28 protein-coding genes and 2 pseudogenes are annotated in these 26,620 nt (G+C 71.6%); 15 read left to right on the top strand and 15 right to left on the bottom strand.

All coding sequences use genetic code 11. The features are described from left to right. Positions 1–51: 51 nt before the first annotated feature. On the bottom strand, positions 52–2,631 hold the full coding sequence (locus tag SH922_RS16910) for a bifunctional FO biosynthesis protein CofGH (RefSeq protein ID WP_393058790.1): 2,580 nt from the start codon (positions 2,629–2,631) through the stop codon (positions 52–54). 116 nt (positions 2,632–2,747) lie between these two features. Between SH922_RS16910 and SH922_RS16915 the strand changes: the two genes are divergently transcribed. From SH922_RS16915 to SH922_RS16925, 3 genes and pseudogenes are all read left to right on the top strand, one after another. After that, on the top strand, positions 2,748–3,434 hold the full coding sequence (locus tag SH922_RS16915; protein ID WP_393063588.1) for an HAD family hydrolase: 687 nt from the start codon (positions 2,748–2,750) through the stop codon (positions 3,432–3,434). 431 nt (positions 3,435–3,865) lie between these two features. Further along, positions 3,866–3,994: pseudogene (locus SH922_RS16920) on the top strand (DUF4157 domain-containing protein); the annotation flags it as partial. A 280-nt stretch (positions 3,995–4,274) separates the two neighbouring features. Further along, on the top strand, positions 4,275–4,964 hold the full coding sequence (locus tag SH922_RS16925) for a hypothetical protein (protein ID WP_393058791.1): 690 nt from the start codon (positions 4,275–4,277) through the stop codon (positions 4,962–4,964). Between the two features lie 9 nt (positions 4,965–4,973). Here the strand turns inward: SH922_RS16925 and SH922_RS16930 are convergent, their stop codons facing one another. From SH922_RS16930 to SH922_RS16960, 7 genes are all read right to left on the bottom strand, one after another. After that, complete coding sequence (locus SH922_RS16930) at positions 4,974–5,198, bottom strand: hypothetical protein (protein ID WP_393058792.1); 225 nt, start codon at positions 5,196–5,198, stop codon at positions 4,974–4,976. A 113-nt stretch (positions 5,199–5,311) separates the two neighbouring features. Next, complete coding sequence (gene iolD, locus SH922_RS16935; protein WP_393058793.1) at positions 5,312–7,168, bottom strand: 3D-(3,5/4)-trihydroxycyclohexane-1,2-dione acylhydrolase (decyclizing); 1,857 nt, start codon at positions 7,166–7,168, stop codon at positions 5,312–5,314. Continuing rightward, entirely contained in the window at positions 7,165–7,557 is a 393-nt protein-coding gene (locus SH922_RS16940) for a 5-deoxy-glucuronate isomerase (RefSeq protein WP_393058794.1), read from the bottom strand. The genes iolD and SH922_RS16940 overlap by 4 nt, the downstream gene beginning before the upstream one ends. A gap of 11 nt (positions 7,558–7,568) precedes the next feature. Next, a complete protein-coding gene (locus tag SH922_RS16945; protein ID WP_393058795.1) occupies positions 7,569–8,444 on the bottom strand; it encodes a deoxyribose-phosphate aldolase in 876 nt (291 codons plus the stop codon). Beyond that, entirely contained in the window at positions 8,437–9,417 is a 981-nt protein-coding gene (gene iolC, locus SH922_RS16950) for a 5-dehydro-2-deoxygluconokinase (RefSeq protein ID WP_393058796.1), read from the bottom strand. Before iolC ends, SH922_RS16945 begins: the two co-directional genes overlap by 8 nt. After that, a complete protein-coding gene (locus SH922_RS16955) occupies positions 9,414–10,271 on the bottom strand; it encodes a TIM barrel protein (RefSeq protein WP_393063589.1) in 858 nt (285 codons plus the stop codon). The genes iolC and SH922_RS16955 overlap by 4 nt, the downstream gene beginning before the upstream one ends. Continuing rightward, the gene (locus tag SH922_RS16960) at positions 10,271–11,269 is read right to left on the bottom strand and encodes a Gfo/Idh/MocA family oxidoreductase (protein WP_393058797.1); all 999 of its coding nucleotides are present in this window, start codon (positions 11,267–11,269) and stop codon (positions 10,271–10,273) included. Before SH922_RS16960 ends, SH922_RS16955 begins: the two co-directional genes overlap by 1 nt. Before the next feature lie 162 nt (positions 11,270–11,431). On the opposite strand from SH922_RS16960, the gene SH922_RS16965 reads away from it, so the two are divergent. Then, positions 11,432–12,175, top strand: a complete 744-nt coding sequence (locus SH922_RS16965) for a GntR family transcriptional regulator (RefSeq protein WP_393058798.1) — start codon at positions 11,432–11,434, stop codon at positions 12,173–12,175. A gap of 311 nt (positions 12,176–12,486) precedes the next feature. On the opposite strand, the pseudogene SH922_RS16970 reads toward SH922_RS16965, so the two are convergent. Continuing rightward, positions 12,487–12,567: pseudogene (locus tag SH922_RS16970) on the bottom strand (maleylpyruvate isomerase); the annotation flags it as partial. Between the two features lie 125 nt (positions 12,568–12,692). Beyond that, the gene (locus tag SH922_RS16975; RefSeq protein ID WP_393058799.1) at positions 12,693–14,246 is read right to left on the bottom strand and encodes an alpha/beta hydrolase; all 1,554 of its coding nucleotides are present in this window, start codon (positions 14,244–14,246) and stop codon (positions 12,693–12,695) included. Positions 14,247–14,575: 329 nt separating this feature from the next. On the opposite strand from SH922_RS16975, the gene SH922_RS16980 reads away from it, so the two are divergent. The 4 genes from SH922_RS16980 (at position 14,576) to SH922_RS16995 (ending at position 17,492) form a co-directional block, all read left to right on the top strand. Further along, positions 14,576–15,286 (top strand): VanZ family protein, encoded by a 711-nt coding sequence (locus SH922_RS16980; protein WP_393058800.1) that lies wholly within the window; start codon positions 14,576–14,578, stop codon positions 15,284–15,286. Between the two features lie 9 nt (positions 15,287–15,295). After that, positions 15,296–15,985: a response regulator transcription factor gene (locus SH922_RS16985; RefSeq protein WP_393058801.1), complete on the top strand. Its 690-nt coding sequence runs from the start codon at positions 15,296–15,298 to the stop codon at positions 15,983–15,985. After that, positions 15,978–17,060, top strand: a complete 1,083-nt coding sequence (locus SH922_RS16990) for a sensor histidine kinase (RefSeq protein WP_393058802.1) — start codon at positions 15,978–15,980, stop codon at positions 17,058–17,060. The genes SH922_RS16985 and SH922_RS16990 overlap by 8 nt, the downstream gene beginning before the upstream one ends. A gap of 69 nt (positions 17,061–17,129) precedes the next feature. Then, positions 17,130–17,492 carry a hypothetical protein gene (locus tag SH922_RS16995; protein ID WP_393058803.1) on the top strand — a complete coding sequence of 121 codons (363 nt, stop codon included), beginning with the start codon at positions 17,130–17,132 and terminating at the stop codon, positions 17,490–17,492. A gap of 7 nt (positions 17,493–17,499) precedes the next feature. On the opposite strand, the gene SH922_RS17000 is transcribed toward SH922_RS16995, so the two are convergent. The 3 genes from SH922_RS17000 to SH922_RS17010 form a co-directional block, all read right to left on the bottom strand. After that, on the bottom strand, positions 17,500–18,771 hold the full coding sequence (locus SH922_RS17000; RefSeq protein WP_393058804.1) for a serine/threonine-protein kinase: 1,272 nt from the start codon (positions 18,769–18,771) through the stop codon (positions 17,500–17,502). Between the two features lie 125 nt (positions 18,772–18,896). Continuing rightward, positions 18,897–19,193, bottom strand: a complete 297-nt coding sequence (locus SH922_RS17005; protein WP_393058805.1) for a winged helix-turn-helix transcriptional regulator — start codon at positions 19,191–19,193, stop codon at positions 18,897–18,899. Positions 19,194–19,549: 356 nt separating this feature from the next. Further along, a complete protein-coding gene (locus SH922_RS17010) occupies positions 19,550–20,041 on the bottom strand; it encodes a GNAT family N-acetyltransferase (RefSeq protein ID WP_393058806.1) in 492 nt (163 codons plus the stop codon). A gap of 132 nt (positions 20,042–20,173) precedes the next feature. Here SH922_RS17010 and SH922_RS17015 point away from each other — a divergent pair, with 132 nt between their 5' ends. The 3 genes from SH922_RS17015 to SH922_RS17025 all read left to right on the top strand — a co-directional run bounded on the left by SH922_RS17015 (position 20,174) and on the right by SH922_RS17025 (position 22,015). Then, positions 20,174–20,896: an ArsR/SmtB family transcription factor gene (locus tag SH922_RS17015; RefSeq protein ID WP_393063590.1), complete on the top strand. Its 723-nt coding sequence runs from the start codon at positions 20,174–20,176 to the stop codon at positions 20,894–20,896. A 197-nt stretch (positions 20,897–21,093) separates the two neighbouring features. Further along, positions 21,094–21,462: a DUF4267 domain-containing protein gene (locus SH922_RS17020; protein ID WP_393058807.1), complete on the top strand. Its 369-nt coding sequence runs from the start codon at positions 21,094–21,096 to the stop codon at positions 21,460–21,462. 46 nt (positions 21,463–21,508) lie between these two features. Beyond that, a complete protein-coding gene (locus SH922_RS17025) occupies positions 21,509–22,015 on the top strand; it encodes a cupin domain-containing protein (protein WP_393058808.1) in 507 nt (168 codons plus the stop codon). Here the strand turns inward: SH922_RS17025 and SH922_RS17030 are convergent. Continuing rightward, complete coding sequence (locus SH922_RS17030) at positions 22,006–22,626, bottom strand: TetR/AcrR family transcriptional regulator (RefSeq protein WP_393058809.1); 621 nt, start codon at positions 22,624–22,626, stop codon at positions 22,006–22,008. The two genes, SH922_RS17025 and SH922_RS17030, sit on opposite strands and share 10 nt — an antisense overlap. Positions 22,627–22,751: 125 nt before the next feature. Between SH922_RS17030 and SH922_RS17035 the strand changes: the two genes are divergently transcribed. The 3 genes from SH922_RS17035 to SH922_RS17045 all read left to right on the top strand — a co-directional run bounded on the left by SH922_RS17035 (position 22,752) and on the right by SH922_RS17045 (position 25,309). Next, positions 22,752–23,432 (top strand): DUF998 domain-containing protein, encoded by a 681-nt coding sequence (locus SH922_RS17035; RefSeq protein ID WP_393058810.1) that lies wholly within the window; start codon positions 22,752–22,754, stop codon positions 23,430–23,432. Positions 23,433–23,484: 52 nt separating this feature from the next. Beyond that, entirely contained in the window at positions 23,485–23,697 is a 213-nt protein-coding gene (locus SH922_RS17040) for a DUF4287 domain-containing protein (RefSeq protein ID WP_393058811.1), read from the top strand. Positions 23,698–23,806: 109 nt separating this feature from the next. Then, on the top strand, positions 23,807–25,309 hold the full coding sequence (locus tag SH922_RS17045; RefSeq protein ID WP_393058812.1) for a hypothetical protein: 1,503 nt from the start codon (positions 23,807–23,809) through the stop codon (positions 25,307–25,309). Here SH922_RS17045 and SH922_RS17050 read toward each other — a convergent pair. Continuing rightward, positions 25,306–26,151 (bottom strand): LLM class F420-dependent oxidoreductase, encoded by an 846-nt coding sequence (locus SH922_RS17050; RefSeq protein ID WP_393058813.1) that lies wholly within the window; start codon positions 26,149–26,151, stop codon positions 25,306–25,308. The two genes, SH922_RS17045 and SH922_RS17050, sit on opposite strands and share 4 nt — an antisense overlap. A gap of 97 nt (positions 26,152–26,248) precedes the next feature. On the opposite strand from SH922_RS17050, the gene SH922_RS17055 reads away from it, so the two are divergent. Then, positions 26,249–26,593 (top strand): hypothetical protein, encoded by a 345-nt coding sequence (locus tag SH922_RS17055; protein ID WP_393058814.1) that lies wholly within the window; start codon positions 26,249–26,251, stop codon positions 26,591–26,593. Positions 26,594–26,620: the final 27 nt, after the last annotated feature.

Below are 26,620 nucleotides of genomic sequence, written 5' to 3' on the forward strand. Positions count from 1 at the left end.
AGGGGGCGGGGGCGGCCCGGCTCTTTCGCGCCGGACCGCCCCCTTCCCTGCCTAAGGCAGCACCGGCAGCAGCTCCGGCAGGTGCCCGTCCGAGGCGGTCGCGGCCGTGATGCGCTCGGCCGGCACCTCTCCGTACAGCGTCGTGCGCGGCTTCGCCGGGCGGCCGGCAGCCGCGGCCACCGCGACCAGGTCCTTGACGGACTTGTACGAGCCGTAACTCGACCCGGCCATCCGGGAGATGGTCTCCTCCATCAGCGTGCCGCCCAGGTCGTTCGCACCCGAGCGGAGCATCTCCGCCGCGCCCTCCGTGCCCAGCTTCACCCAGCTGGTCTGGATGTTGGTGATGTGCGGGTGGAGCAGGAGGCGGGCCATCGCGATGACGGCACGGTTGTCGCGGTCCGTCGGGCCGGGGCGGGCGATGCCGGCGAGGTACACGGGTGCGTTGGTGTGGATGAAGGGGAGCGTCACGAACTCCGTGAAACCGCCGGTCTCCTGCTGGAGGCCGGCCAGCGTCCGCAGGTGGCCCAGCCAGTGACGGGGCTGGTCGACATGGCCGTACATCATCGTGGACGAGGAGCGCAGGCCCACTTCGTGGGCGGTCCTGATGACCTCCAGCCAGGTCGCCGTGGGCAGCTTGCCCTTGGTGAGGACCCATCGGACCTCGTCGTCCAGGATCTCGGCCGCGGTGCCGGGGATGGAGTCGAGCCCGGCCTCCTTCGCGGCGATCAGCCAGTCGCGGATCGACATACCGGTGCGGGTCGCGCCGTTCACGACCTCCATCGGCGAGAAGGCGTGGACGTGCATGCCGGGGACGCGCTCCTTCACCGCCCGCGCGATGTCGAAGTACGCCGTGCCGGGCAGGTCCGGGTGGATGCCGCCCTGCATGCAGACCTCGACCGCACCGACGTCCCAGGCCTGCGCGGCACGGTCGGCGACCTGGTCCAGGGACAGGGTGTACGCGTCGGCGTCGGTGCGGCGCTGCGCGAAGGCGCAGAAGCGGCAGCCGGTGTAGCAGACGTTGGTGAAGTTGATGTTGCGCGTGACGATGTACGTGACGTCGTCACCGACGACGTCACGGCGCAGGGTGTCCGCGATCCGGCAGAGCTCGTCGAGCGCGGGCCCGTCCGCGTGGAGCAGGGTGAGCGCCTGGTCGTCGGTGAGCTTCGTCGGGTCGGCGGCGGCCTGGCTCAGGGCACCCTTCACATCGGCGTCGACGCGGGACGGGACCATGCCGGGCGCCGCCGCCTCGCGGAGCGCCTCCCAGTCCCCGTACACCTCGTCGAAGTCGTCCCGGCGGTCGCCGGTGCGGCCCTCGGTGTCGATGGTGCGGTGGAGGTCGGTACGGCCCGAGGCGTTGAAGCCCTCGTCGGGCTCCTGCCAGGGCAGACCGGCGGGGATCGCCCCCTCCTTCGCGAGCCCGGTCTCCGGGTCGGCGAGGGCGCGCACGTGCGGGAGGAGACGGGGGTCGAGCCACGGCTCGCCGCGCTGGATGAACTCCGGGTAGATGGTGAGGCGTTCGCGGAGTTCGAAGCCCTCCTCGGCGGTCCTCGCGGCGAGGTCGTCGATGTGCGGCCAGGGGCGCTCGGGGTTCACATGGTCCGGGGTGAGCGGCGAGACGCCGCCCCAGTCGTCGATCCCGGCGCCGACGATCAGCGCGTACTCCGCGTCGACGAGGTTCGGCGGCGCCTGGATGCGGGCGGACGGGCCGAGGATGTGGCGGGCGACGGCGATGGCGGCGGCCAGCTCCTCCAGCTCCGCGTCCGGCATGGCGCGCATCGCCGTGTCGGGCTTGGCCCGGAAGTTCTGGACGATGACTTCCTGGATGCCGTGGTAGGCGCGGGCGGTCCTGCGCAGCTCGAAGAGGGAGTCGGCGCGCTCCTCGTACGACTCGCCGATGCCGATGAGGATGCCGGTGGTGAAGGGGACGTTGGAGCGGCCCGCGTCCTCCAGGACCCGCAGCCGCACGGCCGGTTCCTTGTCCGGGGAGCCGTGGTGCGGGCCGCCGGGCTCGGACCACAGCCGGGTCGCGGTCGTCTCCAGCATCATGCCCATGGAGGGCGCGACCGGCTTGAGACGCTGAAGGTCGGTCCAGGTCATCACACCGGGGTTGAGGTGCGGGAGGAGGCCGGTCTCCTCGAGGACACGGATCGCCATGGCCCGTACGTACGCGAGGGTGTCGTCGTACCCCTCGGCCTCCAGCCACTCCCGGGCCTCGGGCCAGCGCTCCTCCGGCCGGTCGCCCAGCGTGAACAGTGCTTCCTTGCAGCCCATCGCCGCGCCCTTGCGGGCGATGTCGAGGACCTCGTCCGGAGACAGGAACATGCCGTGACCGTCACGCCGGAGCTTGCCGGGGACGGTGACGAAGGTGCAGTAGTGGCACTTGTCGCGGCAGAGCCGGGTCAGCGGGATGAAGACCTTGCGGGAGTACGTGATGACACCGGGCCGGCCCGCCGCCTCGAGGCCCGCGTCCCGCACCCGGGCGGCGGAGGCGGCGAGATCCGTCAGATCGTCGCCGCGTGCCTGGAGCAGCACCGCGGCCTCGGCCACATCGAGGGCGACACCGTCTCTGGCACGCTTGAGGGCACGTCGCATGGAGTTGGTGGTGGGGCGTCCGCTCTGAGGATCGGTCATGAACCGAGCATACGAGCGAGTACTCGAGCGGCCACAGGCCGGATCTCCCGCGGGTCACGCGCGCCCCTGGCGCCTCGGCCGCGCAGCGGGCCTCGACCCGTAGGCTCGGCCCGGTGATGGAAACGATCGTCTTCGACATCGGCGAGACACTCATCCGCGACGACCGCTACTGGGCGTCCTGGGCCAACTGGCTCGGCGTCCCGCCGCACACGCTGAGTGCGCTGGTCGGGGCCGCGGTGGTCCAGGGGCAGGACAGTGCCGACGCGCTGAGCATGCTGCGCCCCGACATGGACGTCACCGAGGCCTCGCTGGCCCGCACCGCCGCCGGGCGCGGTGAGCACCTGGACGAGTCGGACCTCTACCCGGACGTCCGGCCGGCACTGGCGGAGCTGCGGGCGCTGGGCGTACGGGTGGTGGTGGCGGGCAACGGGACGGTGCGGGCCGGGGAACTGCTGCGGGGGCTGGACCTGCCCGCGGACCTGGTGGTCACCTCGGACGAGTGGGGCGTCGCCAAGCCGGACCCGGAGTTCTTCGCCCGTGTCCTGGAGGTGTCCGGCTCGGACCCGCAGTCGACGCTGTACGTGGGCGACCACCCGGCCGGGGACCTGTTCCCGGCCAAGTCCTCGGGGCTGTCGGCGGCGCACATCCGGCGGGGGCCGTGCGGGTACTGGTGGGCGGATCATCCGGATGTGGTGGAGACGGCGGACTTCCGCATCAGCGCGCTGACGGAGCTGCCCGCGCTCCTGAGCAAGGTGCCGGACGTTCCGGAGCCGCCGCGCCCGAGGCTGCTGCGGGCGCTGTAGCCGTACGGTCCGGCGGTTCTCGGGGTGCCCTGACCAGGACCCTGCGGACAGCGGGTCTGCCCGGGGTCTGCCCTCGCGCACCTGCCGGACACCGCCTGCGGGGTGTTTCGTGGTGCGGGTCTGTCTCGTCGTCGAAAGGCGTTCAGTTGTTGCACGAGCGAGGCTCCGACCAGTCCGCCGGTAAACGGTCGGCACCGCGGGTCCGCCCCCCGGTGGACCACGTCGGCATCATGGCCCTTCAACGCAGTGTCGGAAACGCCGCGGTGCTGCACATGCTGCAACTGGCCGGGTCCCGGGACGCCCAGCACCGGCACGGAGCGGACTGCGGCCACCAGCAGGTCCGGGCGGCCGGTCCCCGGATACAGCGGTCCGCCGTCCACGACGTGCTGGCCCGGTCCGGCAGGCCGCTCGACGCCCCGCTGCGCGAGGAGATGGAGTCCCGCCTGGGCGCGGACTTCTCCGAGGTCCGCATCCACGAAGGCAGCGCCGCCCGCGCCTCGGCCGCCGGGGTCGGGGCCCGCGCCTACACGTCCGGCAACCACGTCGTCATCGGCGACAGCGGCGGTGACAAGCACACCCTCGCGCACGAACTCACCCACGTGATCCAGCAACGCCAAGGGGCCGTCTCCGGCACGGACAACGGCAACGGGCTGTCGGTCAGCGACCCCGGCGACCGCTTCGAACGCGAAGCCGAGGCCAACGCCCACCGCGTCATGTCGGGGCCGGCTCCGCAGGTGCAGAGGACCGCCCAGGACCCGGTCCCACGCAGGCGCGGGACACGTCCGCCGTTCCGTCACCGCGGTCCAGCGCGCCGGCGGCGGCCATGCACAGGGCGACCATGTGTTCAACGCCCTCGATGCCACGGCCGTACAGATCGCCGACGCCCTCGCGGCGCGCGCGGATGCGTTTCGCACGGGTCCGGAGCTCGACGACCTCACCAAGAAGGCCATCGGGAAGAACGCCAACCTCAGAACGAAGTTCGGTGCGAGACGCGATGCGTTGACGACGGCCTGCGCGACTCTGCGGGCGACCGCGGCGCAGGCCGGAGACCTCGGTCATCCGCACGACAGCAGCGTTCCCCACTACTCGTTCATCGCGACCCTGGCCGAGGACTCGGTCGCGGGGCCGGACGCGAACGCGTCGACGTTCGGAGCCTTCTCCAGAGACCTGGCCCAGAAGGCCGCGGCGGCAGGGGAGGAAGGATGGGAGCTCGGCGACCTGGCCGTCACCGCCTCGGGCTGGGGCGACTTGCTCAATGCGAAGGTCTTCGACCCGGACGCGGTGACGAAGATCAGGAACAACCGCCTGGGAAACGGTCAGGCAGGCGCCTTCAACACCTGGCTCACGAACACCAAGAACGCGTACGGGCTCCTCTACTTCCAGCTGATCTCGGCGATGACGGCACTGGACGCCTTCATCCGGTGGGCCAAGGCCACCCAGAACAACATCTACAGGATCGAGGACGCCGGTCGCAGCGACTGGGCACGGGCCGACGCGGACACCTACGTGCCGCTCGCACCGGAGACGTAGAACCTCTGGTCAACCCGCCTGGCCGAGGCGGTCGAGGAAGAGCGCGGCGAGGCCCGGGTACAGCGCCTTGGCCGCCCAGCGGGCCGTGGCCGGATCGGTGCAGCCGGGGCCGGTGCCGGGGCCTCGGCCGTCCGTCAGTCCCGGCTTCGGGGTGATCTCCACCGCCTCGACCAGTGCGCTGACGGCGGCCTCGGCAAGGTCGGCTCCTCGCCTGTCCATACTGCTGTCGCGCATGGGGTGCAGCGTAGGAGCGCCGGCCTGCGATGGGCTGTCCACCGCCTGTGCGAGGGCTGTGGAACGCCGGCGGGCCGGGTCCCCCGAGGGATCCGGCCCGTCCGTGCGCGTCCTCAGAGGTACGGCCGCTGGGCGGACTTGGCCTTCACGTACGCGTCCCGGGCGGCCCGGGTCTCCGGGGCGCCCGAGACCTCCGCGACCGGCACGTCCCACCAGGCCCCGGAGGACGGCGCGGGCACCATCGGGTCCGTCTCGATGTGGATCACCGTGCACCGGTCGGAGGCCCTGGCCTCCGTGAGGGCGCCCCGGAGTCCGGCGACGGTGGCGACCCGCCGGACGTCCGCCCCCAGGCTCGCCGCGTTGGCCGCCAGGTCAACGGGCAGCCGGTCTCCCTCCAGCGCTCCGCTGTCCGCGTCGCGGTAGCGGTACCAGGTGCCGAAGCGCGGGGCGCCCACCGTCTCGGAGAGCGCCCCGATCGACGCGAAGCCATGGTTCTGGACCAGGACCACGATGAGCTTGATCCCTTCGGAGACCGCCGTCAGCAGTTCCTGCGCCATCATCAGGTAGGAGCCGTCGCCCACCATGACGAAGACCTCGCGCTCCGGGGCGGCGAGCTTCACGCCGAGTCCGCCGGCGATCTCGTAACCCATGCAGGAGTACCCGTATTCGACGTGGTACTGCTTCGGGTCCGCCGCCCGCCAGAGTCTGTGCAGGTCGCCCGGGAGCGAGCCGGCCGCGCAGACCACCACACCGTCCTCGCCGGCCGCCTCGTTGACCGCTCCGACCACCTCGGACTGTGCGGGTTTCGGGGCGTGCCCCAGGTGGTGGGCGGCGTCCACGGCCGCGTCCCAGTCGCGGGCCAGCGCGGTCGTCCGCGCGCGGCGCTCCGGGGGTACCTGCCAGCCCGCCAGCTCGGCGGTCAGCGCCTCCAGGGCGGTCCGGGCGTCGGCGACCATGGCCAGTCCGGCGTGCTTGACGGCGTCGAACCGGGCGACGTTGATGTTGAGGAACCGGACGCCGGGGTCGGCGAACAGGGTGTGCGATGCGGTGGTGAAGTCGCTGTAGCGGGTGCCGATGCCGATCACCAGGTCGGCCTCCCGGGCCAGCGCGTCGGCCGCCGTCGTGCCGGTGTGCCCGACGGCGCCGGCCGCGGACGGGTGGCCGTGCCGCAGCGCGCCCTTGCCGGCCTGGGTCTCGGCGACCGGGATCCCGGTGGCGCGGGCGAAGGCGTCCAGCGCCTCGGTGGCGCCCGCGTAGACGACACCGCCCCCGGCCACGACGAGGGGGCGGCGGGCGGCCCGGATCATCCGGACGGCATCGGCCAGCACCTCGGCCTGCGGGGCCGGCCGGTCGATGCGCCACACCCGGGGCGCCAGGAACTCCTCGGGCCAGTCGTACGCCTCCGCCTGCACGTCCTGGGGCAGCGCGAGCGTCACCGCGCCGGTGTCCACCGGGTCGGTGAGCGTGCGCACGGCTGCCAGGGCGGAGCCGATCAGCTGCTCGGGACGGCCGATCCGGTCGAAGTACCGGGAGACGGGCCGGAACACGTCGTTGACGGTCACATCGCCCGCCCACGGCATCTCCAGCTGCTGGAGCACCGGTTCGGCGACGCGCGTGGCGAAGGTGTCCCCGGGCAGGAGCAGCACGGGGAGCCGGTTGATGGTGGCTCCGGCGGCGGCGGTGACCATGTTGGTGGCCCCGGGGCCGACCGATGCGGTGCAGGCGAACGTCGAGAGGCGGTCGGTCATCCGGGCGTACGCGGCCGCGGTGTGCACCATCGCCTGTTCGTTGCGGGCCTGGTAGTACGTCAGGTCGCGGTTCTCCCACAGCGCCTGCCCCATCCCGGCGAGATTGCCGTGCCCGAAGATGCCGAAGCAGCCGGCGAACAGGCGCCGGCTCACCCCGTCCCGTTCGGTGTGCTGGGCGACCAGGAATCGCACCAGTGCCTGGGCGACGGTGAGCCGGATCATGCTGCCCCTTCCGTGGACGGTGCTCCGGAAGCGGCCCGAACGCCGTCCCAGGTCTCGCGGACCCAGGCGTGCGCCGGGTCGTCGGTGATCCGCCAGGCGCGCTCGGCGTGCGGCCCCGCCATGACGGCGTCGCTGCGGCGGGGGACGTACGCGAAGTCGCTCACGCCCTCGAAGACCCCGGGACGCCCGGCCAGTCCGAGCTCCTGCGGGCCGCACCGTACGGAGCAGGAGCCGGACAGGGGGAGCACGATCACCTCGCGCTCCTGCGTACCGAACGACTGCGAGCCGCCGGGGCCGAGTTCCAGCACCCGGAGTCCCGTGTGCCGCATGCCGGTGTCCACGGACCAGGGGCCGTGCGCGGTGTGGCCCGCGGGCTGATGGCCGTCCATGAGGCCTCCTCTCACAGCAGGCCGACGGCGGTGTCCACCGCTGCGGCCACGTCGTCGTCGGGCGGGTAGAGCAGCGACCGGCCGGCGACCAGGCCGCGCACGGTGGGGAGCCGGAGCGCCTTCTCCCAGGAGGCGTACGTCTCGTCGGGGGTGCCCGGAGGGTCTCCGCCGAGCAGCAGCGCGGGCAGGGTCGAGGCCTCCATCACCGCCTCCATGTGGTCGACCACCGGAACCTTCAGCCAGGTGTAGGCGGAGGTGCGCCCGAGGCCCTGGGCGATGGCCAGCGCCCGCACCATGGCGTCGGGGCGCAGGTCGTTGACGGCTCGGCCGTCCGGCCCGCGCCTGACCCAGAAGGGCTCGACCAGGGCCGTCAGCCTGCGGTCGGCCAGTGCGGAGACGGCGTCCGCACAGCCCTCCAGGGTGGAGGCGGTGGCGGCGTCGGTCGGATCGATGCGCAGGAGCATCTTCCCGGCGTTGAAGCCCATCTCCTCGATCGAGGCCGCGTCGTAGGCGGTGAAGCGGTCGTCGATCTCGAACACGGTCTCGGGCACGCCACCGCGGTTCATCGAGCCGATGACGACCTTGTCCTCCAGGGCGCCGAGCAGCAGCAGGTCCTCCAGTACGTCGGGGGTGCCGAGCACACCGTCCACGCCCGGGTGTTCCAGGGCGGTCAGCAGGCGGTCGAGCAGTCCGGCGCGGTTCGCCATGGCGTGGGGGCGGCCGCGCACGGCGAGGGCGCCGCGGGCCGGATGGTCGGCGGCCACCAGCATCAGCCGGCCGGAGGGCTGGATCATCGGGCGCCGGCTGCGGCGCTGCGCCGCCTCCCGGATCGCCTCGGGCCGCAGGGCCCGGGTCTCCATCAGGGCCTGCAGCGCTCCGTCACGCATGCGGTGCCGCTTCCTGGGAGTTGGCGTGTTCCATCATGTCCTCCACCTGTGGGGTAGTCGGCATGTCGGGGGCGCAGAAGAGCCGCCCCGCGACGAAGGCGCCTGCGGCGTTGGCGAAGCGGAGGGTCCGCTCAAGTGGCCAGCCCGCGAGCAGGCCGTGGCACAGGGCGCCGCCGAAGGCGTCGCCCGCACCGAGGCCGTTGACGACGCGGACGGGGTGGGGGGCGACCACGACCCGCTCCGTGGCGGTGCGTGCCAGCACCCCCGCGGGCCCTTGTTTGACGACGGCCAGTTCGATGCCGGTGGCGAGCAGGGCGTCGGCCGCGGCGTCCGGGTCGCGTTCGCCGACGGCGGCCTCGCACTCGTCGAGGTTGCCGACGGCCACGGTGGCCCCCGCGAGGGCGGCCCGCAGTGCGGGTCCGGCAGCCTGCGGGGAGGGCCAGAGCCCGGGCCGGTAGTCGAGGTCGAGCACGGTGGTCCCCGACCGGTCGCGGGCGGTCAGGGCGGCGAGGTGGGCGGCCGCGCTGGGTTCGGCGGACAGCCCGGTGCCGGTGACCCAGAGCAGACCGGCCTCGCGCACCTCGTCCAGGTCCAGTTCCTCGGGGCGGATCCGGAGGTCCGGGGTGCCGGGTGGGCGGTAGAACCAGATGGGGAAGTCGTCGGGCGGGAAGACCTCGCAGAAGGTGACCGGGGTCGGGGGCCCCGCGACGGGATGGACCCGGGCCGCGTCGACCCCGTAGCGGCGCAGTTCGGCCCTGAGGTAGTCGCCGAAGGGGTCCTGTCCGGTGCGGCTGATCAGGGCGGTGCGGCGGCCGTGCCGGGCGGCGGCGACGGAGACGTTGGCGGCGCTGCCGCCCAGGTGCTTGCCGAAGGTCTCGACGTCGGCCAGGCCCACTCCCTGCTGGAGCGGGTAGAGGTCCACGCCGAGGCGTCCCATGACGAGCACCTCGGGCGCGGGTGCCGCGGCGGTCACGACGTCACCTTGCGCAGATGGGCCAGGGACGCCACGACGTCGGCCAACGGGCCCGCGCCCGTGTCGGGTTCGGCGTCGAGGACGGTGTCCTGTTCGAGTACGTACCACCCCGTGTAGCCGGCCGCGTCCAGTGCCGTGGTGATCGCGGAGATGTCCACGTCACCGCGGCCGAGCGGCTGGTAGAGGCCGGTCCGGACTGCGGCCGTGTACGTGAGGTCCCCGGCCCGGACGCGGGCGGCGAGCGCCGCGTCGACGTCCTTGAGGTGGACGTGGGCGATGCGGTCGGCGGCCCGGCGGGCCAGGGCCACCGGGTCGTTGCCGCCGGCCAGCAGGTGGCCGGTGTCCAGGCAGAGGGGGACGGAGCTGCCGGTGAGGACGCGTTCGACCTCGTCCGGGCCCTCGACCATCGTGCCGATGTGCGGGTGCAGGGTGGCGGTGACGCCTTCGGCGCGGGCGTGGGCGGCGATCCGGTCGAGGTTGGCCAGCAGGGCGTCCCACTCCCGTTCGGACAGTTCGGGGCGGGCGTCGTAGCCGTCGGCTCCGGTGGCGGCGGCCAGGACCAGGGTGCGGGCGGACCCGAACCCGGCCAGGGCGCGCCGGACCTCGGGCAGCGGGTCGCGGCCGGGGTCGTGCAGGACGACGGGGACGAATCCGCCGACGGCTTCCAGCCCGTGCCCCGCGAGCAGGGCGGAGCGGGCCCCGGGGTCCTGCGGCAGGAAGCCGTCGGGCCCGAACTCGGTGGCGGCCAGACCTGCGGCAGCCATCTCGTCGAGCACCCGCTCCGGGCTCATCTGGTGTCCCCAGCCGGGGACTTCGCACACACCCCAGGAGATGGGGGCTCCGGCGACGCGGATCATCGGCCCGCCTCCTCTACTCGGACGGGACGGCCGGTGCGGCACGAGCGGTCGGCGGCCTCGGCGACCAGCAGGGCGGCCAGCGCGTCGTCCCCGGTGCAGGGGCTGGGGCGGGTGCCTGCGGCGACCTCGGTGAAGGCGGTCAGCTCGGCGACGTACGCGTCGCGGAAGCGGCTGAGGAACCCGTCGTGGGAGACGGCCCCCGGCTGGGGTCCGCCTGCGGTGAAGCGGAGGGGTGCGTGGGGGTCGAGGCCGGTGGCCAGGGTGCCGTGGGAGCCTGCCACCTCCATCCGTACGTCGTAACCGGCGCCGTTGTAACGGGTGGCGGTGCAGGTGACCAGGGTGCCGTCGTCGAGGGTGAGGACGGAGACAGCGGTGTCGACGTCTCCGGCGGCGGTGAAGTAGGACTCGCCCCGGTTGGCGCCGGTGGCGCTGACCTCGACGACCTCACGGCCGGTGACCCAGCGCACGATGTCGAAGTCGTGCACGGCGCAGTCGCGGAAGATGCCGCCCGATGCGGGCAGGTATCCGGCCGGTGGCGGCGCCGGGTCCGCGGTGCAGGCCCGGATGGTGTGGAGCCAGCCCAGTTCACCGGCGGCGACGGCATCGCGCAGGGCGCTGTAGCCGGCGTCGAAGCGGCGCTGGAAGCCGACCTGGAGCGGGACGCCGGTGGCGTCGAGCTCCGCCAGCAGGGTGCGGGTCTCGGCGAGGGTGCCGGCGATCGGCTTCTCGCAGAAGACCGGCACTCCGGCGGCGGCAGCGGCCCGTACGAGGTCTGCGTGGGCGGCGGTGGGGGCGGCGATCACGACGGCGTCCGGGCCGGAACCCAGCAGTCCGTCGAGGTCGGCGGCGTGCTCGGCACCGAGTTTGGCGGCCAGTTCAGATGCCTGGCGTTCAAGGGAGTCGTGGAGGACGACCCGCGTCACGGCGGGCAGTCCGATCAGGGTCTCGGCGTGGAACGTGCCGATCCGGCCGGTACCGATGAGTCCGATGCGCATGCGCAAATGCCTCCGGTTCGAGGAGGAGTGGATGCCTGTCCCTGATTTGTATCCTCGGCACTCACAACGAGTCAAGCATTTGTTCTGACATATATACGTACAGAGCTAGAGTCGAAGCGTGCGGCATACTGAACGCCTGGTACTACGTTTCGAGGAGCCCCCGTGGAATCGATCACCAGGCTGATAAGCATCGACCGCAGCAGTCCGGTGCCGCTGTACTTCCAGGTCGCACAGCAGCTCCAACAGCTCATCGAGTCCGGCACGTTGGCGCCCGGCACCCGGCTGGAGAACGAGATCGCCCTGGCGGACAAGTTCGGCCTCTCCCGCCCGACGATGCGTCAGGCGATGCAGCACCTCGTCGACAAGGGGCTCCTCGCGCGCAAGCGCGGCGTGGGCACCCAGGTCGTCAACAACCGGGTGCGCAGGCAGACAGAGCTGACCAGCCTCTTCGAGGACCTGAAGCGGGACGGCCGCCGGCCCCGCACCGAGGTGCTGTCCATGCAGACCCTGCCCGCCGCGGGCGCGGTCGCCGTCGCGCTCGAACTCGAACCGGGCACACCCACCGTGGCGCTGCGCAGACTGCGTTACGCGAACGACGAACCCATCGCCGTCATGCAGAACCACCTGCCGGCCGATCTGCTGACGCTGACCGTGGACGACCTCACCGAGTACGGGCTCTACGAACTGCTCAAGCGGGCCGGCGTCTCCCTGCGCACCGCCCGTCAGACCATCGGGGCGCGCAGGGCCACGGCGGCGGAGGCCCGGCTGCTGGACGAGGGCCGCAGCGGCACCCTGCTCACCATGGAACGCACGGTCCAGGGGGACGCCGGACGCCCGGTGGAGTTCGGCTCCCACCTCTACCGGGCGTCCCGGTACTCCTTCGAGATGACGCTGACCGCGCACTGAACGGCCGGCAGACAGCAGCGGGCGGGCCTGCTCGGGGCCGCCCGCCCACGGCCGGGGCGCGGTCAGTGTCTGCGCTTGAGCATGGCGTCCGACAGCGCGGCCACGGACTCACCGAGCCGCAGCCCCACCACGTCCAGCCGGAGCAGCAGTTCGCGCCGGGTCAGGGTGCCGGTGCCGACCTCCTGCCGCAGCAGCTCGGCCATCGCCGGCTGGTAGTGCCTGCGCACCTGCCCGGCGGCCTTGCGGGCCTCCGACGTGGCCGCGTCCACCTCCCCGGGCCGGTCCGCCAGCCCCTGGACCGCGCCGCGCAGCGCGGGGAACGCGAAGTCCTCGTCCGGGAGTTCGGCGACCGCTGTGCGCAGCGCCGCCCATGAGCGGGAGAAGATATCCATCGCCGCACGCTAGTGCTCCGACCGCCTGGGCCGGGCCGGTTCGGTGATCGTGTCGGTTGGATGGGCCGGTGGTGGCGTCCGGTCGATCCGACGGCTGGAGACATGGCGGCGGAGCCTGTCCGTCCTCAGGACATGCTGCCCCGGCACACCGTCCCCGGGGCCGGGGTGCGGCCCGTGCGGAGGTACCGGTCGACCGCCTTTGTGACGCAGCGGTTCTGCGGGTAGGTGCCGTGGCCCTCCTCCTCGGCCGTCAGGAGCACGCCCACACCGTCGCCCAGGGCGCGGGCCATGTGACGGGCACCGGGGTATGGGGTATTCGGGTCGCCGGTGCCACCGACCACCAGGACGGGGGCCGCGCCGTCGGCGTTCACCTGGGGCGTGGTGCGCTCGCCGTCGAACGGCCAGTCGTAACAGAGGTAGACGCCGGTGGACCAGGCCGCGCCGAAGACGGGTGAGGCGGCTTTGACGCGGGCCTCGTCCCTGTCGAGGCGTTCGAAGCCGGGGCGCAGGCTGGAGTCCGCGCAGGTGATCGCGGTCTGAGCGGAGGTGCTGCTGTCGCCCGGGGCCGCCGCGCGGTCGGCGAAGCCGCTGTCGTCCGCGCCCTCGCTCAGCGGACGGCCGTCGTTGTGGTCGATCAGCGCGGTGAGGGCCTTGGCGAGCGGCGACCAGCCGTCTGTGCCGAGGGCGAGATGGTCGCTGACGGCGTACGCGAGGTCGTCGGGGTCGAGGTTCCTTCCACCGCCGGCCGGGGCGGGCTTCTTCTCCAGGCGGTCGGCCAGGCTCGCCATGCGTCGTGCGGCCTCCTCGGGCCCGTCGCCGGTCGGGCAGTCGCGGATACGGGCCGCGCAGTGGACAGCGAACCGGTCGAACGCCGCCTGGACCGCCTTGACCTGTGACACCTGCTCCTCGTCGAGGTCTTCGGTCGGATCGACGGACGCTTCCAGGACGAGCCGTCCGACGTGCGCCGGGTACAGGTGGGCGTAGACCGCGCCGAGCGCCGTTCCGTACGAGACGCCGAAGTAGTGCAGCTGCTCGTCGCCGAGGAGGTAACGCATCAGGTCGAGATCGCGCGCGGTGTGCGAGGTGCCGACGTACGGGAGGAGCGCCCCGGAGTGCTCGGCGCAGGCATCGGTCCCGTCGAAGCCGGTGTCGTCCGCGGTCTTCCCACAGCGCACGGGGATGGTCGCGCCAACGCCGCGCGGGTCGAAGGAGACCAGGTCGTAGCGGTCGAGGAGCGGCTTGTACTGGTTGAGGCGTTCGGGCAGTCCACTCACGCCGGGCACGCCGGGGCCGCCGAAGTTGAGGACGAGCGAGCCGATGCGCCGGTCGTTCGGGCCGTCGGCCTTGCGGCGGATCAGGGCGACGTCGATCGTCCTGCCGTCCGGTTTCCGGTAGTCGAGGGGGGCCTTCATGGCGGCGCAGTCGTAGCCCGTGCGTGCGGTGGACGGCGAGGTGCAGCGGGACCAGTGGAGGTGCTGGCCAGTGGTGAGCGCGGTGGGCAGACCGGCGGGCGGGTTGTTCGCGGTGAACTCCGTACGCGGCTCGGCACTCCGGCCGGGAGCGTCACGCTGGAGCCAGGCGCCGACGGCCCCGATCGCGACGAGGAGGACCCCGGCGATGATGAGCGCACCGGCCGAGAGGCCCGGTCTGCGGCTTCGTATCGGATGTGCGTCGCTCATCGAAATCCCCGCGCTCCCGCCCCTGCACGCCCGCCCCCTGCAGGCATGCCCGTACCCGTGATCGTCCGATCATCGAATGAGTGCAGGGTACAAGCCGCCTCCGACAGCACGGCTCGCGAGAGTGCCCGGAAATTCGGAGCTCAACTCCTGGCGTCACGGATTCCCCACCCGCTGAACGCATGCGGTCACAGCACCAGCAGCGCCCCGCTCCGGCGCTCCTTCCCCGACGCCGGAAGTCCGCACATCGCGGGCGTAGGGAAGCCCGCATATCGCGGGCGTATGGAAATCCGCATACGCCCCCGCAACGGCCCCCCGTCTCCCATGGGGTCATGAACCACAACGCCTCCCTGCCCGCACCGCCCCGCCGCGCGCGCGGGATCGTGCTCCTCGGCCTCGCGGTCCTCGCCCTGGCGGGCGCCGGGTTCCCCATGCGGCGGATGCTCACGATGGCCGCTCCGAGGTGCATGGCGGGGCGGTGGCACGGCTGTTACGACACGTTCAACGGGGTCGTGCTCATGACGTTGGTCGCACTGCCGCTGTCCGTGCTGGTGGTGTGGGCCCTGGCGCGCGTGCGACGTACCGCCGACGGCACGAAGACGACGGCGTGGCGGATGTCGCTGGCCGAGGTGGGCATGGTCCACGGGACGGTGCCGTTCCTGTGGCTGACCATGATGCCGGGCGCCGGGGCCGGCGTCGTCCCCGGCCGGCTGAGCCTCGTACCGCTGCGGGACCTGGTCACGATGGGGCCGCTCGGGATCGTCGGCAACCTGCTGGTCTTCGCGTCACTCGGGTTCTTCGCCCCGATGCGGTTCGCGGCCCTGGCGTCCGTGCCGCGGATCCTGGCGCTCGGGGCGGGCTGCTCGGTCCTCGTCGAGATCGCGCAGTACGTCCTCCGGCTGGACCGGGTGTCCTCCGTGGACGACGTCCTGGTCAACGCCACCGGCGCCGTACTGGCCGGGCTGGCGTCGCGCAGCTGGTGGCGCACGGGGGCGCAGGCGCCGTCGGACGTGCCACGGGCTGAACCGGTCGGCCGGTCTTAGGCTTCCCGCATGCGCGTACTGATCGTGGAGGACGAGCCCTACCTGGCCGAAGCCGTCCGTGACGGTCTGCGGCTGGAGGCGATCGCCGCCGACATCGCCGGCGACGGCGACTCCGCACTGGAGCTGCTCAGCGTCAACTCCTACGACCTCGCGGTCCTCGACCGCGACATCCCCGGCCCCTCCGGAGACGAGGTCGCCCGGCGCATCGTCGCCTCCGGCAGCGGTATCCCGATCCTCATGCTCACCGCTGCCGACCGGATCGACGACAAGGCCTCCGGGTTCGGGCTCGGTGCCGACGACTACCTCACCAAACCGTTCGAGCTGCGGGAGCTGGTCCTGCGGCTGAGGGCGCTCGACCGCAGACGCGCGTACGCCCGGCCCCCGGTCCGTGAGATCGCGGGCCTGCGGCTCGACCCGTTCCGCCGGGAGGTCTTCCGCGACGACCGGTATGTCGCGCTCACCCGTAAACAGTTCGCCGTGCTGGAGGTCCTCGCCGCCGCCGAGGGCGGCATCGTCAGCGCGGAGGAACTGCTGGAACGGGCCTGGGACGAGAACGCGGACCCCTTCACCAACGCCGTACGCATCACCGTCTCCGCCCTGCGCAAACGGCTCGGCGAACCGTGGCTCATCGCCACGGTGCCGGGCGTCGGCTACCGGATCGACACCGGCGCCCCCGTTCCCGGCAGCCCGCATGCGTAGACGCCCGGGGCTCAGCGTCCGGCTGAAACTCACCCTCAGCTACGCGGGGTTCCTCGCCGTCGCCGGTGCTCTCCTGCTGGCCGTGGTGTGGGTCTTTCTGCTGCGTTACGTACCGGACAATCCCCGGGGCCTGCTCGGGATCTCGCCCAACCGGTACCTCCTCATCCGCACGTTCGCGCCTCCCGCGGCCGTGGCGATGGCCTCCCTGCTCGTGTTCGGCCTCCTGGGAGGCTGGATCCTCGCCGGACGCATGCTCGCGCCGCTCACGCAGATCACGGATGCGGCACGGAGGGCCGAGGCCGGGTCGCTGTCCCACCGGATCCGGATGGAGGGCCGCGAGGACGAGTTCCGGGAACTCTCCGACGCGTTCGACTCGATGCTCGGGCAACTTGAGTCCCACGTCGCCGAGCAGCAGAGGTTCGCCGCGAACGCCTCCCACGAACTGCGCACCCCGCTGGCGATCTCGCGGACGCTCCTCGACGTAGCCCGCAAGGACCCCACACGGGACCGGGACGAACTCATCGAGCGCCTGCACGCGGTCAACACGCGGGCGATCGACCTCACCGAGGCGCTCCTGCTGCTCGGCCGCGGCGACCGCGGCAACTTCACCCGCGAAGGCGTCGACCTCTCCCTCCTCGCCGAAGAAGCCGCCGAAACGCTGCTTCCCCTCGCCGAAGGACGCCGGATCACGCTCGACGTCACCGGCGGGGCGGCCCGTACGAGCGGCTCCGCGGAGCTCCTGCTGCGGGTGGTGACGAACCTCGTCCAGAACGCCATCGTCCACAACCTCCCCACCGGCGGCACCGTCACGGTCCACACCGAGACGCACGGCGACACGAGCGTGCTGCGGGTCGAGAACACGGGTCACCGGCTTCCCCCGGAACTCCTACCGACCCTGACCGAGCCCTTTCAGCGCGGTACGGAACGCGTACGCACCGACGAGCACGCGGGCGTCGGGCTCGGCCTGGCCATCGTGCGGAGCATCGTCCGCGCCCACGACGGAACCCTCGACCTCGTCCCCCGCCCCGCAGGCGGCCTCCTCGTCACGGTCCGGCTTCCCGCAGGAGATCATTGACGGGAGGTTCCGTGCAGGCCAGGGTGACCCCCCATGGGAGCGATGGGCGGGGCAGAACTTCGAGCACCTATGAGTACTCGGCGCAGACTCGGATGGGCCGGTTCGGTGGTCGCGACGGCCGTAGCCCTGCTGACGGCCACACTCCTGGGGAGGTCATGGAACGCCTGCGACGTAGGCGTGAACAACTCGGCCAACGGCGGCTTCCTCCTCTGGGTCTTCATCCCCGTTCTCGCGATCGTCCTGCTGATCGTCTGGCTGGGGACGGTGGCCCTCCTGGGCCGGCGCCCTCTGGTCTCGGCCGTGGTCGGCGGAGCGCTCGTCCTCACCGTTTCCTGGTGCGCTCTCTCGCTCTTCTGGGGAGACGCCACCTATCACTGCCCCAGTGGTGTGCCGCCGTGGTGGCCGGACTTCGTCCCGGCTCCTGGGTTCTGAGATACAGCTACTGAGGGGGATTCGGCGGCTGTCCGAAGAACTCCAGGATCAGCGGCAGGTCCTCCAGCCACTCCCGGAGACGGGCCCGCTTACGAGCGGCGATCATGCACGGATACACGGTGCCGTTGTGGAAGCGGACAGTGACACTGAGGTGCTTGGTGCCCCAGGCCGCGTAATCGACCGCGCTGATCTGGGCCCAGGTGAACTGCACATCACCTGCCGCCGTGCCGAACTCGATGCCCACGGAGTCGATCAGGAGGTGCCTGTCCGAGGCAACCGCGATGAAGGCGACGTCGCTCTCTGTGCCGGGCGTCGCAGGGGCCACGGGGGCGGATGCGGGGGTGAACGCGGGGCCGAACCCGGGGGCAACCGCAGGGGCGACATCGGCCGGACCCTGATGCCACTGCCCCGGAGCGGCATTGAACGGCGCGTAGGAAGGAGGGGGAGGAGAATAAGCCGTCGGGGGATGCGCCGCACCACCCGGAACGAACAGGTCCAACAGCCCTTCAGGTGTCGGCCGTTGTCCGGGTTCCTTGGCCAGGCACGAAGCGACGATCGGCCGCACGCCCTCCGGTACCGCGGCCAGATCCGGCGCCTCGTGCACCGACCGGTACATCAGGCCCATCGGCGTGCCCGCCCCGAACGCGCTGCCGCCCGCCGCCGCGACGAGCACCGCCCCGAGCGCGAACACATCGGCTGAGCCATCGACCTGCATCCCCTGCGCCTGCTCGGGCGCCAGGAACCCCGGCGTACCGAAGGCCATACCCGTGGCCGTCAGACGGGTCGACTCCAGCGCCCGCGCGATGCCGAAGTCCAGGACCCGCGGCCCGTCCGAGGCCATGATGATGTTCCCCGGCTTCAGGTCACGGTGCACCAGGCCGCAGCGATGGATCGCCGCCAGCGCCTCGGCGAGGGCCGCACCCAGCTGCCGTAGCCGCGCCTCGCCCATCGGCCCCTCGGCCTCGACCAGCGCGGAGAGCGTGGGCCCGGGAACATACGCCGTGGCCAGCCACGGCGCCGCTGCCGCCGGGTCCGCGTCCACCACCTGTGCCGTGTGGAAGCCGCCCACACTGCGTGCGGCCTCGACCTCGGCGCGGAACCGCTCCCGGAAGTGCGGGTCGGTCGCGAGCTCCGAGCGCGCCACCTTCACGGCCACCGCACGCCCGCCGCGCGAACGCGCCAGATAGACGACGCCCATCCCGCCGGCGCCCAACTGCCGCTCCACGGCATACCCGCCGATACTCTCCGGCAGGCCCGCACCGTCCGCCTCGTACGCCATGCGTTGTACGCCTCCCCGTGTGCTTCAGCGCATCAGTATGACGCAGGCGTGGCGGGCGGAAGGTACGGGATCGCATGCCCGTAGCCGGGCGGGGCCGCTGCCGGTGCGTCCCCGTGCAGCCTCGCTCAGGGGGCCTCTCCCGAACGCTCCAAGTCGAGCGCGACGGTACGCACCGCATCGACGATGGGCAGCAGTTTGCGGCCGAAGGGAGTGAGGTCGTACACCGTCGACTGCTTGCTCATCGACTCGGCGACCCGGCTCACGATTCCGGCCTCCTCAAGCTTGCGCAGGCGGTTGGTGAGAGTCACCGCGTTGACCTTCGGGATGGACCGCTGAAGGTCGTTGAAACGCACCCCCGACTCCTGCAGCGCCATCACGATCGCCAGCGTCCACAAGTCACCGATGACCGACAGGATCTGCATGCAACGCGCGGTCCGGGGGTCCTCCGTCTGCTCGATGATGCCGCCCAGTCTAGACCGCTATGCCACCTTCACCGGTAAACATTCTTTAGTGGTTTTCGGTGAGGAAGGTGCCACCCGCCATGAGAATCACGATCTTACGGACACGGTGTTGTGGACCTCTCCCTCGGCCGCGCCGACATGGCGGCCTTCCTGCTCGGCCAAGTGACCGACGAGACGTACGTGCGCAACGCCCCGGCCATCCTGCCGGGGCTGACCCGGATCGGATCGCACGCAACCGGGTCGCGGGAATCAGGCCCACGTGCCGACGCAAGCAGAGCGCGCGGGAAGGATGACGGGTCAACGGGCACGGCGATGCCTCACACCGGGTTCCCGGTCGATGCGGCAAGCTCTTTGGCCATGAAAACGCGACTGGTGCCCGGCGGGTCACAGGGGACCTCTCCCAGACGCTTCCACCCTTGTTTCCCGTAGAAACCGGGGGCCTGGAAGGAGATGGTGTAGAGCACGGCCGCGCGGCACCCACGGGCGCGGGCCTCGTCCTCGGCCTGCCGAAGGATCTCCTTTCCCAGCCCGCTGCCTCTCAGTTGCGGCGGCAGGTAGAAGAGGTCGATGAAGAACAGTCCGAGCGAGGTGCGCCCGTCAAGTCCACCGACCACCTGGTGCGTCTCGGGATCACGGACAAGGACAGCAAGCGGTCTGCGGTCGGCGACTCCCGTCTTCTCGATGTTGAAGCGGTCAAGCTCATCCGAGATCACCGCGATGTCCGCCGGCATGGGGGCGTCGGTGACCACGAGGTCGCTCCGGAGGCAGGGACGTGATGACGCGGGGACAGTCGTGTCGGATGCGGACATGGGAGCTCCAGTACGTGAGGGGAGGCGACACGGCCTCCCGGGCGGATGCGGGTGCGGGGCCGACATGCCCTGCGCACGTGGTGACGCTAGGACCCGGACGCTTCGACGGGCGTCGAAGGGAAATCGGCGACACTGGGGACTGTGGACATTCAGGGCGCAGGTCAGGATGTGGGTGTGGACCTGGCGCGCGTGGCCAGACTGCTGGCCGACGGCACCCGGGCCGCTTTCTGCCTGGCGCTGCTCGACGGCAGGGCATGGACGGCGAACGAGCTCGCGCGTTATGCCGGGGTCGCGCCGTCGACCGCGACGTCGCATCTGAACCTGCTCGTGAGTGGCGGACTCTTCGTCGAGGAGCGGCACGGACGCCACCGCTATGTGCGGGTGGCCGACCGCAGGGTGATCGAGTTGATCGAGAGTCTTGCCGCACTGGCCCCGCAGGGCAGCGCCCGACCACGTTCGCTGTCCGCCTCCGGCCGTCAGCTGGCACTGGCCCGTGCGCGGCTGTGTTACGACCACCTGGCCGGATCCGTCGCGCTGGCGATCACCGACGCGATGGTCGGACGGGCGCTGCTGGAGTGGAGCCCCGAGCCGCGCCTGACCAGCAACGGAGCCCTCTGGCTGGCCGAGTCCGGAATCACGGTGCCCAGCGGCTCACGCCGCCCACCGGTGCGCGCCTGCCTCGACTGGACCGAGCGCCGCCCCCATCTGGCGGGTGCGGTAGGTGCCGCCGTGTGCGCCCACGCACTCACCGCCGGATGGATGACGCGCATCGGCACGACGCGCGCCCTCATTGTGACGCCTGCCGGCCGCCGGGCATGGCACGACCACCTCGGACTGCCGCCGGCCGACCTCTGATCCTTCGGTGGTCATCGCCAGGGGCCGGGGGTCCGGGGCCCTGGGCCGGGGACTTTGGGCCCCCACCTCGCCCCGATCGTGAACCCAGAGCCAAACGGTCCGTTGTCGAGAGATCGCTCTTGTCGAGGCGGGCGGACTCTTCGAAGCTGATGCGGCGTACCGCTGCGCCGCACATCACTTCCCGGGGGAGTCGCCATATGACCATCGCCGCTTACAGCTTGGCGATCGTGCTCGATCTGTTCATCCTGTTCATCGGGCTCCGGTTCCTGTTCCGACCCGGACCGGCCGCCGCGGGTTACGGAGTGCCGGCCAAGGCCGACGGGGATCCGGCCTACCTCACCATCAAGGGGCTGCGGGACGGGGCGTTCGGCGTCATGGGGCTGGCCCTGCTCGCGTTCGAGGGCGCGCATGCCGGGGCCTGGTACATGCTGACCGTGGCGCTGGTGCCACTCGGGGACACCGTGATCGTGCTGCGGAACGGGGGGACCAAGGCTGCCGCGTACGGCATTCATTTCGCCACCGCGGTCGTTGTCCTCATCAGTGCGGCCCTGCTCTTCGCCGTCTGAGTCACCCGGGCCCGAATGGGCCGTCAACAGGCCACAGGAGTTCCTCATGTCCCTCGTCCTGCCCGACTTCTCCTCGTCCGTGATCGTCCGCTCGGCCGATGCCGAAGTGGTCGGTGGCGCGCCCACCACGATCCGTCTGCTGGCCGACAGCAGCGAGACCGGCGGGGCGCTGTCCACCCAGCGGGTCACCCTCGCGAGCGGCGCCGACGGTGCGCGTCCGCACCGCCACGACAACTCCGCCGAGATGTTCTACATGCTGGACGGCGCCGCCCAGTTCCTCTCCGGCGACGAGGTCGTCACCGCGGAGCCCGGCGATCTGGTCGTCGTCCCTCCGGGCCTCCCGCACGCCTTCGCCGCGGCTCCGGGGCGCGATGCCGACATCCTCATCGTCATCACACCGGGCGTCGAACGCTTCGAGTACTTCCGCCACTTGAAGCGCATTGCACTGGGCGAGGTCACCCCGGAAAGCCTGCTGGAGGTGCAGGAGGTGTACGACACGTACTTCCTCGGGAGCGACGCGTGGGACGGGGCGCGGGCCGGACGTCAGCGATAGGCGGCGAGGAAGGCACGGACCCCCGCCGTGGCGTAATGGTCGAGCTCGGCCTCGGTGTGCCGGGGGCCGCCGTGGAACATGGCCTTGTTCACCGGGACCCACAGCAGCAGGCCAGAGAAGTGGTGGGCGGCCAGGAGCGGTTCGTCGATCCGGAGCAGTCCGTCATCTGCGAGCCGCTCGAAGGTGGCCGCCAGGGTGGCCAGAACCCGCTCGAACCCCTGCTCGTACCAGGCCGCGCCCAGCTCGGGGAAGGCGTCGGCGTTGGCGATGACCAGGCGGCGCAGCTGAAGCACCTGGGGCCGCGTGAGCGCGACGAGAAACTGGCGGGCGAGCCGGGCCAGGTTCTCGTCCAGGGTGTCGGCGTCGGACGGGATGTCGGCCACCAGGTCGACCATGCCGTCGATGCGGTCGGTGGTGGCCAGCACGATCTCGGCGAACAGCTTCTCCTTGTCGGAGAAGTGCTTGTAGACCGTCTGCTTGGACACCGCGGCCAGTTTCGCGATGTCGTCCATGCTGGTGCCGGAGTAACCCTTTTCCATGAACGTGCTGGTCCCGGCCTCCATGATGGCCTGTCGCTTGCGTTCCGACCGGCCCTGCTCGGCTGCTTCCACGCCGCCTCCTCAAGCTGACAGTACTGGACAGTCCAGTTCTTCTATGAGTACTGTACCGTCCAGTTCCAGTCGGTACTACACCGTCTAGTTCCCGTCGGGGACATGGGCGACCGAGGAGGATTTCCATGACCAGGACCATCAGCGCCCCGATCACCACCGGTTCCGCGAGCCCGGCCACCCGGCCGGCGACCCGGGCTCTGCTGGCCGGCGGCATCGTCGCGGGCCCGCTGTTCCTCGGCGCGAGCCTGATCCAGGCCCTGACCCGCGAGGGCTTCGACTTCACCCGCAACGCCTTCAGCCAGCTCAGCCTCGGCGACCTGGGCTGGATCCAGGTGACCGTCTTCCTGCTCACCGGGCTGCTGGCCATCGCCGGTGCGATGGGGATGCGCCGCACACTGCGCGATGCACCCGGCGGGGTCTGGGCCCCGCGGCTGGTCGGCCTCTTCGGTGCCTCGTTCCTTCTCGCCGGAGTGTTCACCGCCGACCCCGGCGACGGATTCCCCGCCGGTACCCCGGAGGGGGCGACCGGCTCGGTCAGCGCGCACGGAGCCGTCCACCTGGGCGGCGCCACCGTGGGCTTCCTCGCACTGTGCGCCGCGTTCTTCGTACTGGCCCGGCATTTCGCCGCCCGGGGGCAACGCGGATGGGCCATCGCCTCCCGCCTCGTACCGGTGGGTGTCCTGGCCGGCTCCGCGGCCTCCTCCGCCAGCGTGCTGGCCTTCACCCTCGGAGCGGCACTCGGCCTCCTCGGGCTCACCGCGGTGACGGCCCGGCTGGCCACTACGGCCCCTGCTGCGCAGCACTGACCGTCCGGAAATCCACAACCACCAGAACGCGGAAGAACGGAAAACGAACGACATGACCGAGCCGGCAAAGGGCCCCGCGAGCTACTTCCCCTCGATCGAGAAGAAGTACGGCCGCCCGATCGCAGAGTGGAAGGACCTCGTCCGCTGCTCGCCCCTGACCAAGCACATGGAGCTCGTCTCCTGGCTCAAGACGGAGCACGGCATGGGCCACGGCCACGCCAACGCACTCGTCACCCACACCCTCGCCGAGGACAACGCCAAGTAGCCGCCCCGCCCCTCAGGAGGGCGTCCGGCACCACGCGTGCGCGCTGCAGCCGCATGTGCTCCCGGTTGACTCGGCAGTGGTCGCCGGCGCGAAGTGGGACCATCCGTCCGTGAATCCTGAGGCGATATGGGAAGCGGCCGGTCCGGCGGAACGCCGGCTGATCGGTGTGGCGCTCAATCCGGCCGCGCCCGTCGACGTCCTGCTGCGGCTGCTCGCGAGCGAGTCCGCTGCCGTACGGATGGCGCTGTGCCGGGACCGGGCGCTCCCCGACCCCGTGGTGGACGCGGTCGTGGCCCACCCGGACGGGACCACGCGCGGCTTCTTCGCCGAGAACCCGTACGCCGACCCGGAGCAGCGGGCACGGCTGGTGGACGATCCGGAGTATCGCGTACGGGGGCGTCTGTCCCGGGAGCCCCGGGCCGACGACGTCTGTCTGCCCCGGCCGCTGCCGGACCGGACCGTCGTGCGGATCATCGAGACGTACGAGAGCGACTTCCTGTGGGAGCTCAACCGGCTGATCTCGCCCGGTCTGCGGCGTGCGATGGTGACTCATCCCTCGGTGAAGGTCCGCATCATGGGGGTCAACGCCTCCTCCTGGGGCTCACTGACAGCCGGCGTCCGGGACGCCCTGGTGGCAGACCCGGACCCGGAGGTACGGAAGGCGGCCGACGCGAGCAGACGCTCGTACGAACGGCTCCGCGATTCCGACGCGGTGCGGGAGGACCTTCCCGCGCACCACTGCCATCCGCGTACTCACCTGTTGCGGTACGGAGCGCTCGCCCCGGATGTCGTGGCGGAGGCGTTGTCGCAGGACGCATGGCTGATCGCCGCCAACGACAGCGCGCCGCCGGAGACCGTGGCCCTGCTGGCCGCCCACCCCGACCCCGAGGTGCGGACCCGCGTCGCCGCCCGGCCCGACCTGGGGCCGGCCGAGCGCCGCGCACTCGCCGTGGACCCCGACCCGGGGGTGCGTCTCGCCCTGTCCGTGCACCCGGCCCTGAGCGAGGCGGAACGGGCCGCGATCGACTACGAGGTGGAGCAGGACGGGGCGTACTGCCACTGGCCTGTGTACGACCCGGAGGTACTGCCCGACCCGGAGCAGGTCCGCGCCCACGCGCTGTCCGCCCACCCGCTCCTGCGGCGACGGGCCGCCGGAGAGCGGCATCTCCCCGCCGACCTGGTCGCGCTCCTGGCGGACGACACCGACCTCGGCGTGCGTGTCCTGCTCGGCCAGAACCATCCGGACGCCCCGGCCGCGCTGCTGCTCCGCTGCTTCCTGGAGTACAACGGCCGCGACCGGTGGCACCTGACCGGTCACGGCAACTTCCCCCGCACCGGGCTCGCTCGGTTCGCCGGTGACGAGGATCCTGCGGTCCGGCGGCTTGCCCTGCTCGACGCCGAGCTCCCGCCGGACACCGCCGACCGGCTCACCCGCGACCCCGACCCGCAGGTCCGCGCGGACGCGGCACGCCACCCGCGGCTGCCGCAGGACCGCATCGCGGCGCTGCTCGACGACCCCGAACTCGCCCACCGGGCCGCCGCGAACCCTGCGTTGCCGGCCACGACGATGTACGAGCTGATCGCCGCGGCCGGGCAGCAGCAGCAGCCCTAGAGATACTCCGCGTACGCGTCCAGCGTCCGCAGGACCTCCGGTTCGGCCGACGGGGGCAGTTGGAGGACGACCTCCTCGATGCCCAGGTCCGCGTAGTACGCCAGCTTGCCCGGGCTCGGCAGGACCGCGTACGGGATCACCTGGAGGTCCTTCGGGTCTCGGCCCGCCGACTCCCAGGCCGTACGGAGCTTCGGCACGGACTCCGTCAGGCCCCGGCCGCCGATCGGCAGCCAGCCGTCCGCGTACTCCGCGATGTGCGCGAACAGCTTCGGGCCCGCCGCGCCGCCGATCAGGGTGCGCGGACCGACCACGGGGCCGCGGGGCTGCTGGACGGGCTTCGGGTAGGCGTAGCTGGCCCGGACCGAGCCGAACTCACCCTCGTGCGCCGTCGGTTCGTCGGACCAGAGGGCCCGCATCAACGCCATGCGGTCCCGGCCGAGTTCCCGGCGGGTGCGCCAGTCCACGCCGTGATCCGCGGCCTCCTCCACGTTCCAGCCGAAGCCGAGACCCAGGGTGAAACGGCCGCCGGAGAGGTGGTCGAGGGTGGCGATCTGCTTGGCCAGATCGATCGGGTCGTGCTGGGCGATCAGCGTGATGCCGGTGCCGAGCGCCAGCCGTTCGGTCACCGCGGCGGCCTGCCCGAGGGCGACGAACGGGTCCAGGGTGCGGCCGTACTCGGGCGGCAGGTCGCCGCCCGCCGGGTAAAGAGTTTCCCTGCTCACCGGGATGTGCGTGTGCTCCGGAAGATAGAGCCCGGCGAATCCCCGCTGCTCAAGCTGGTGCGCGAGCCGCACCGGTGTGATCGTTTCGTCGGTGAGGAAGATCGTTGTGGCGATCCGCATACGAGGACACCTCCGTCGTTGTCTGGTGGCGGCTCAAACGTATGCCGTACGGTGCGCAAAGCCGAGCTTTCGGCGACTTCGGGGGAGGTCAACCACCATGATCCGTACGCGTACACGCACTGCTCTCACCGCGCTGTTCCTGACGGGTGTGCTCGTCGGCGGCGCACCGGTCGCGGCATCGGCCACCGCGCCCGCTGTCTCCCGTGCCGCGTCGGTGCAGAGCGTGGGGCATGTGGACGGTGCGACATCCGTCCACACCGGTGTGCGCGAGGCCGCGCACGCGTACAAGAGCAAAAGTAAGAGCAAGAACAAGAGCAAGAAGCGGCGGAAGCACGGCTCGGGCGGGTTCGGGGGCGGCCTGATCGTGGGCATCGCGCTGGCCGTGATCGTGGTCGGCATCATCGCGTTCGTGCTCGTCTCGCGCTCACGGCGCAACTCATAACCTCCGCAGCCCGCGCCGCGCCGGCCG

The sequence above is a fragment of the Streptomyces sp. LN549 genome, assembly GCF_043203805.1.
Taxonomy (GTDB): domain Bacteria; phylum Actinomycetota; class Actinomycetes; order Streptomycetales; family Streptomycetaceae; genus Streptomyces.

What these genes read in the sequence shown, in the direction of transcription:
- SH922_RS16910 (WP_393058790.1), bottom strand. Translation starts at nt 2,631, where the DNA reads ATGACCGATCCTCAGAGCGGACGCCCCACCACCAACTCCATGCGACGT.
- SH922_RS16915 (WP_393063588.1), top strand. Translation starts at nt 2,748, where the DNA reads ATGGAAACGATCGTCTTCGACATCGGCGAGACACTCATCCGCGACGAC.
- SH922_RS16930 (WP_393058792.1), bottom strand. Translation starts at nt 5,198, where the DNA reads ATGCGCGACAGCAGTATGGACAGGCGAGGAGCCGACCTTGCCGAGGCC.
- iolD (WP_393058793.1), bottom strand. Translation starts at nt 7,168, where the DNA reads ATGATCCGGCTCACCGTCGCCCAGGCACTGGTGCGATTCCTGGTCGCC.
- SH922_RS16940 (WP_393058794.1), bottom strand. Translation starts at nt 7,557, where the DNA reads ATGGACGGCCATCAGCCCGCGGGCCACACCGCGCACGGCCCCTGGTCC.
- SH922_RS16945 (WP_393058795.1), bottom strand. Translation starts at nt 8,444, where the DNA reads ATGCGTGACGGAGCGCTGCAGGCCCTGATGGAGACCCGGGCCCTGCGG.
- SH922_RS16960 (WP_393058797.1), bottom strand. Translation starts at nt 11,269, where the DNA reads ATGCGCATCGGACTCATCGGTACCGGCCGGATCGGCACGTTCCACGCC.
- SH922_RS16975 (WP_393058799.1), bottom strand. Translation starts at nt 14,246, where the DNA reads ATGAGCGACGCACATCCGATACGAAGCCGCAGACCGGGCCTCTCGGCC.
- SH922_RS16980 (WP_393058800.1), top strand. Translation starts at nt 14,576, where the DNA reads ATGAACCACAACGCCTCCCTGCCCGCACCGCCCCGCCGCGCGCGCGGG.
- SH922_RS16985 (WP_393058801.1), top strand. Translation starts at nt 15,296, where the DNA reads ATGCGCGTACTGATCGTGGAGGACGAGCCCTACCTGGCCGAAGCCGTC.
- SH922_RS16990 (WP_393058802.1), top strand. Translation starts at nt 15,978, where the DNA reads ATGCGTAGACGCCCGGGGCTCAGCGTCCGGCTGAAACTCACCCTCAGC.
- SH922_RS16995 (WP_393058803.1), top strand. Translation starts at nt 17,130, where the DNA reads ATGAGTACTCGGCGCAGACTCGGATGGGCCGGTTCGGTGGTCGCGACG.
- SH922_RS17000 (WP_393058804.1), bottom strand. Translation starts at nt 18,771, where the DNA reads ATGGCGTACGAGGCGGACGGTGCGGGCCTGCCGGAGAGTATCGGCGGG.
- SH922_RS17005 (WP_393058805.1), bottom strand. Translation starts at nt 19,193, where the DNA reads ATGCAGATCCTGTCGGTCATCGGTGACTTGTGGACGCTGGCGATCGTG.
- SH922_RS17010 (WP_393058806.1), bottom strand. Translation starts at nt 20,041, where the DNA reads ATGTCCGCATCCGACACGACTGTCCCCGCGTCATCACGTCCCTGCCTC.
- SH922_RS17020 (WP_393058807.1), top strand. Translation starts at nt 21,094, where the DNA reads ATGACCATCGCCGCTTACAGCTTGGCGATCGTGCTCGATCTGTTCATC.
- SH922_RS17025 (WP_393058808.1), top strand. Translation starts at nt 21,509, where the DNA reads ATGTCCCTCGTCCTGCCCGACTTCTCCTCGTCCGTGATCGTCCGCTCG.
- SH922_RS17035 (WP_393058810.1), top strand. Translation starts at nt 22,752, where the DNA reads ATGACCAGGACCATCAGCGCCCCGATCACCACCGGTTCCGCGAGCCCG.
- SH922_RS17040 (WP_393058811.1), top strand. Translation starts at nt 23,485, where the DNA reads ATGACCGAGCCGGCAAAGGGCCCCGCGAGCTACTTCCCCTCGATCGAG.
- SH922_RS17050 (WP_393058813.1), bottom strand. Translation starts at nt 26,151, where the DNA reads ATGCGGATCGCCACAACGATCTTCCTCACCGACGAAACGATCACACCG.
- SH922_RS17055 (WP_393058814.1), top strand. Translation starts at nt 26,249, where the DNA reads ATGATCCGTACGCGTACACGCACTGCTCTCACCGCGCTGTTCCTGACG.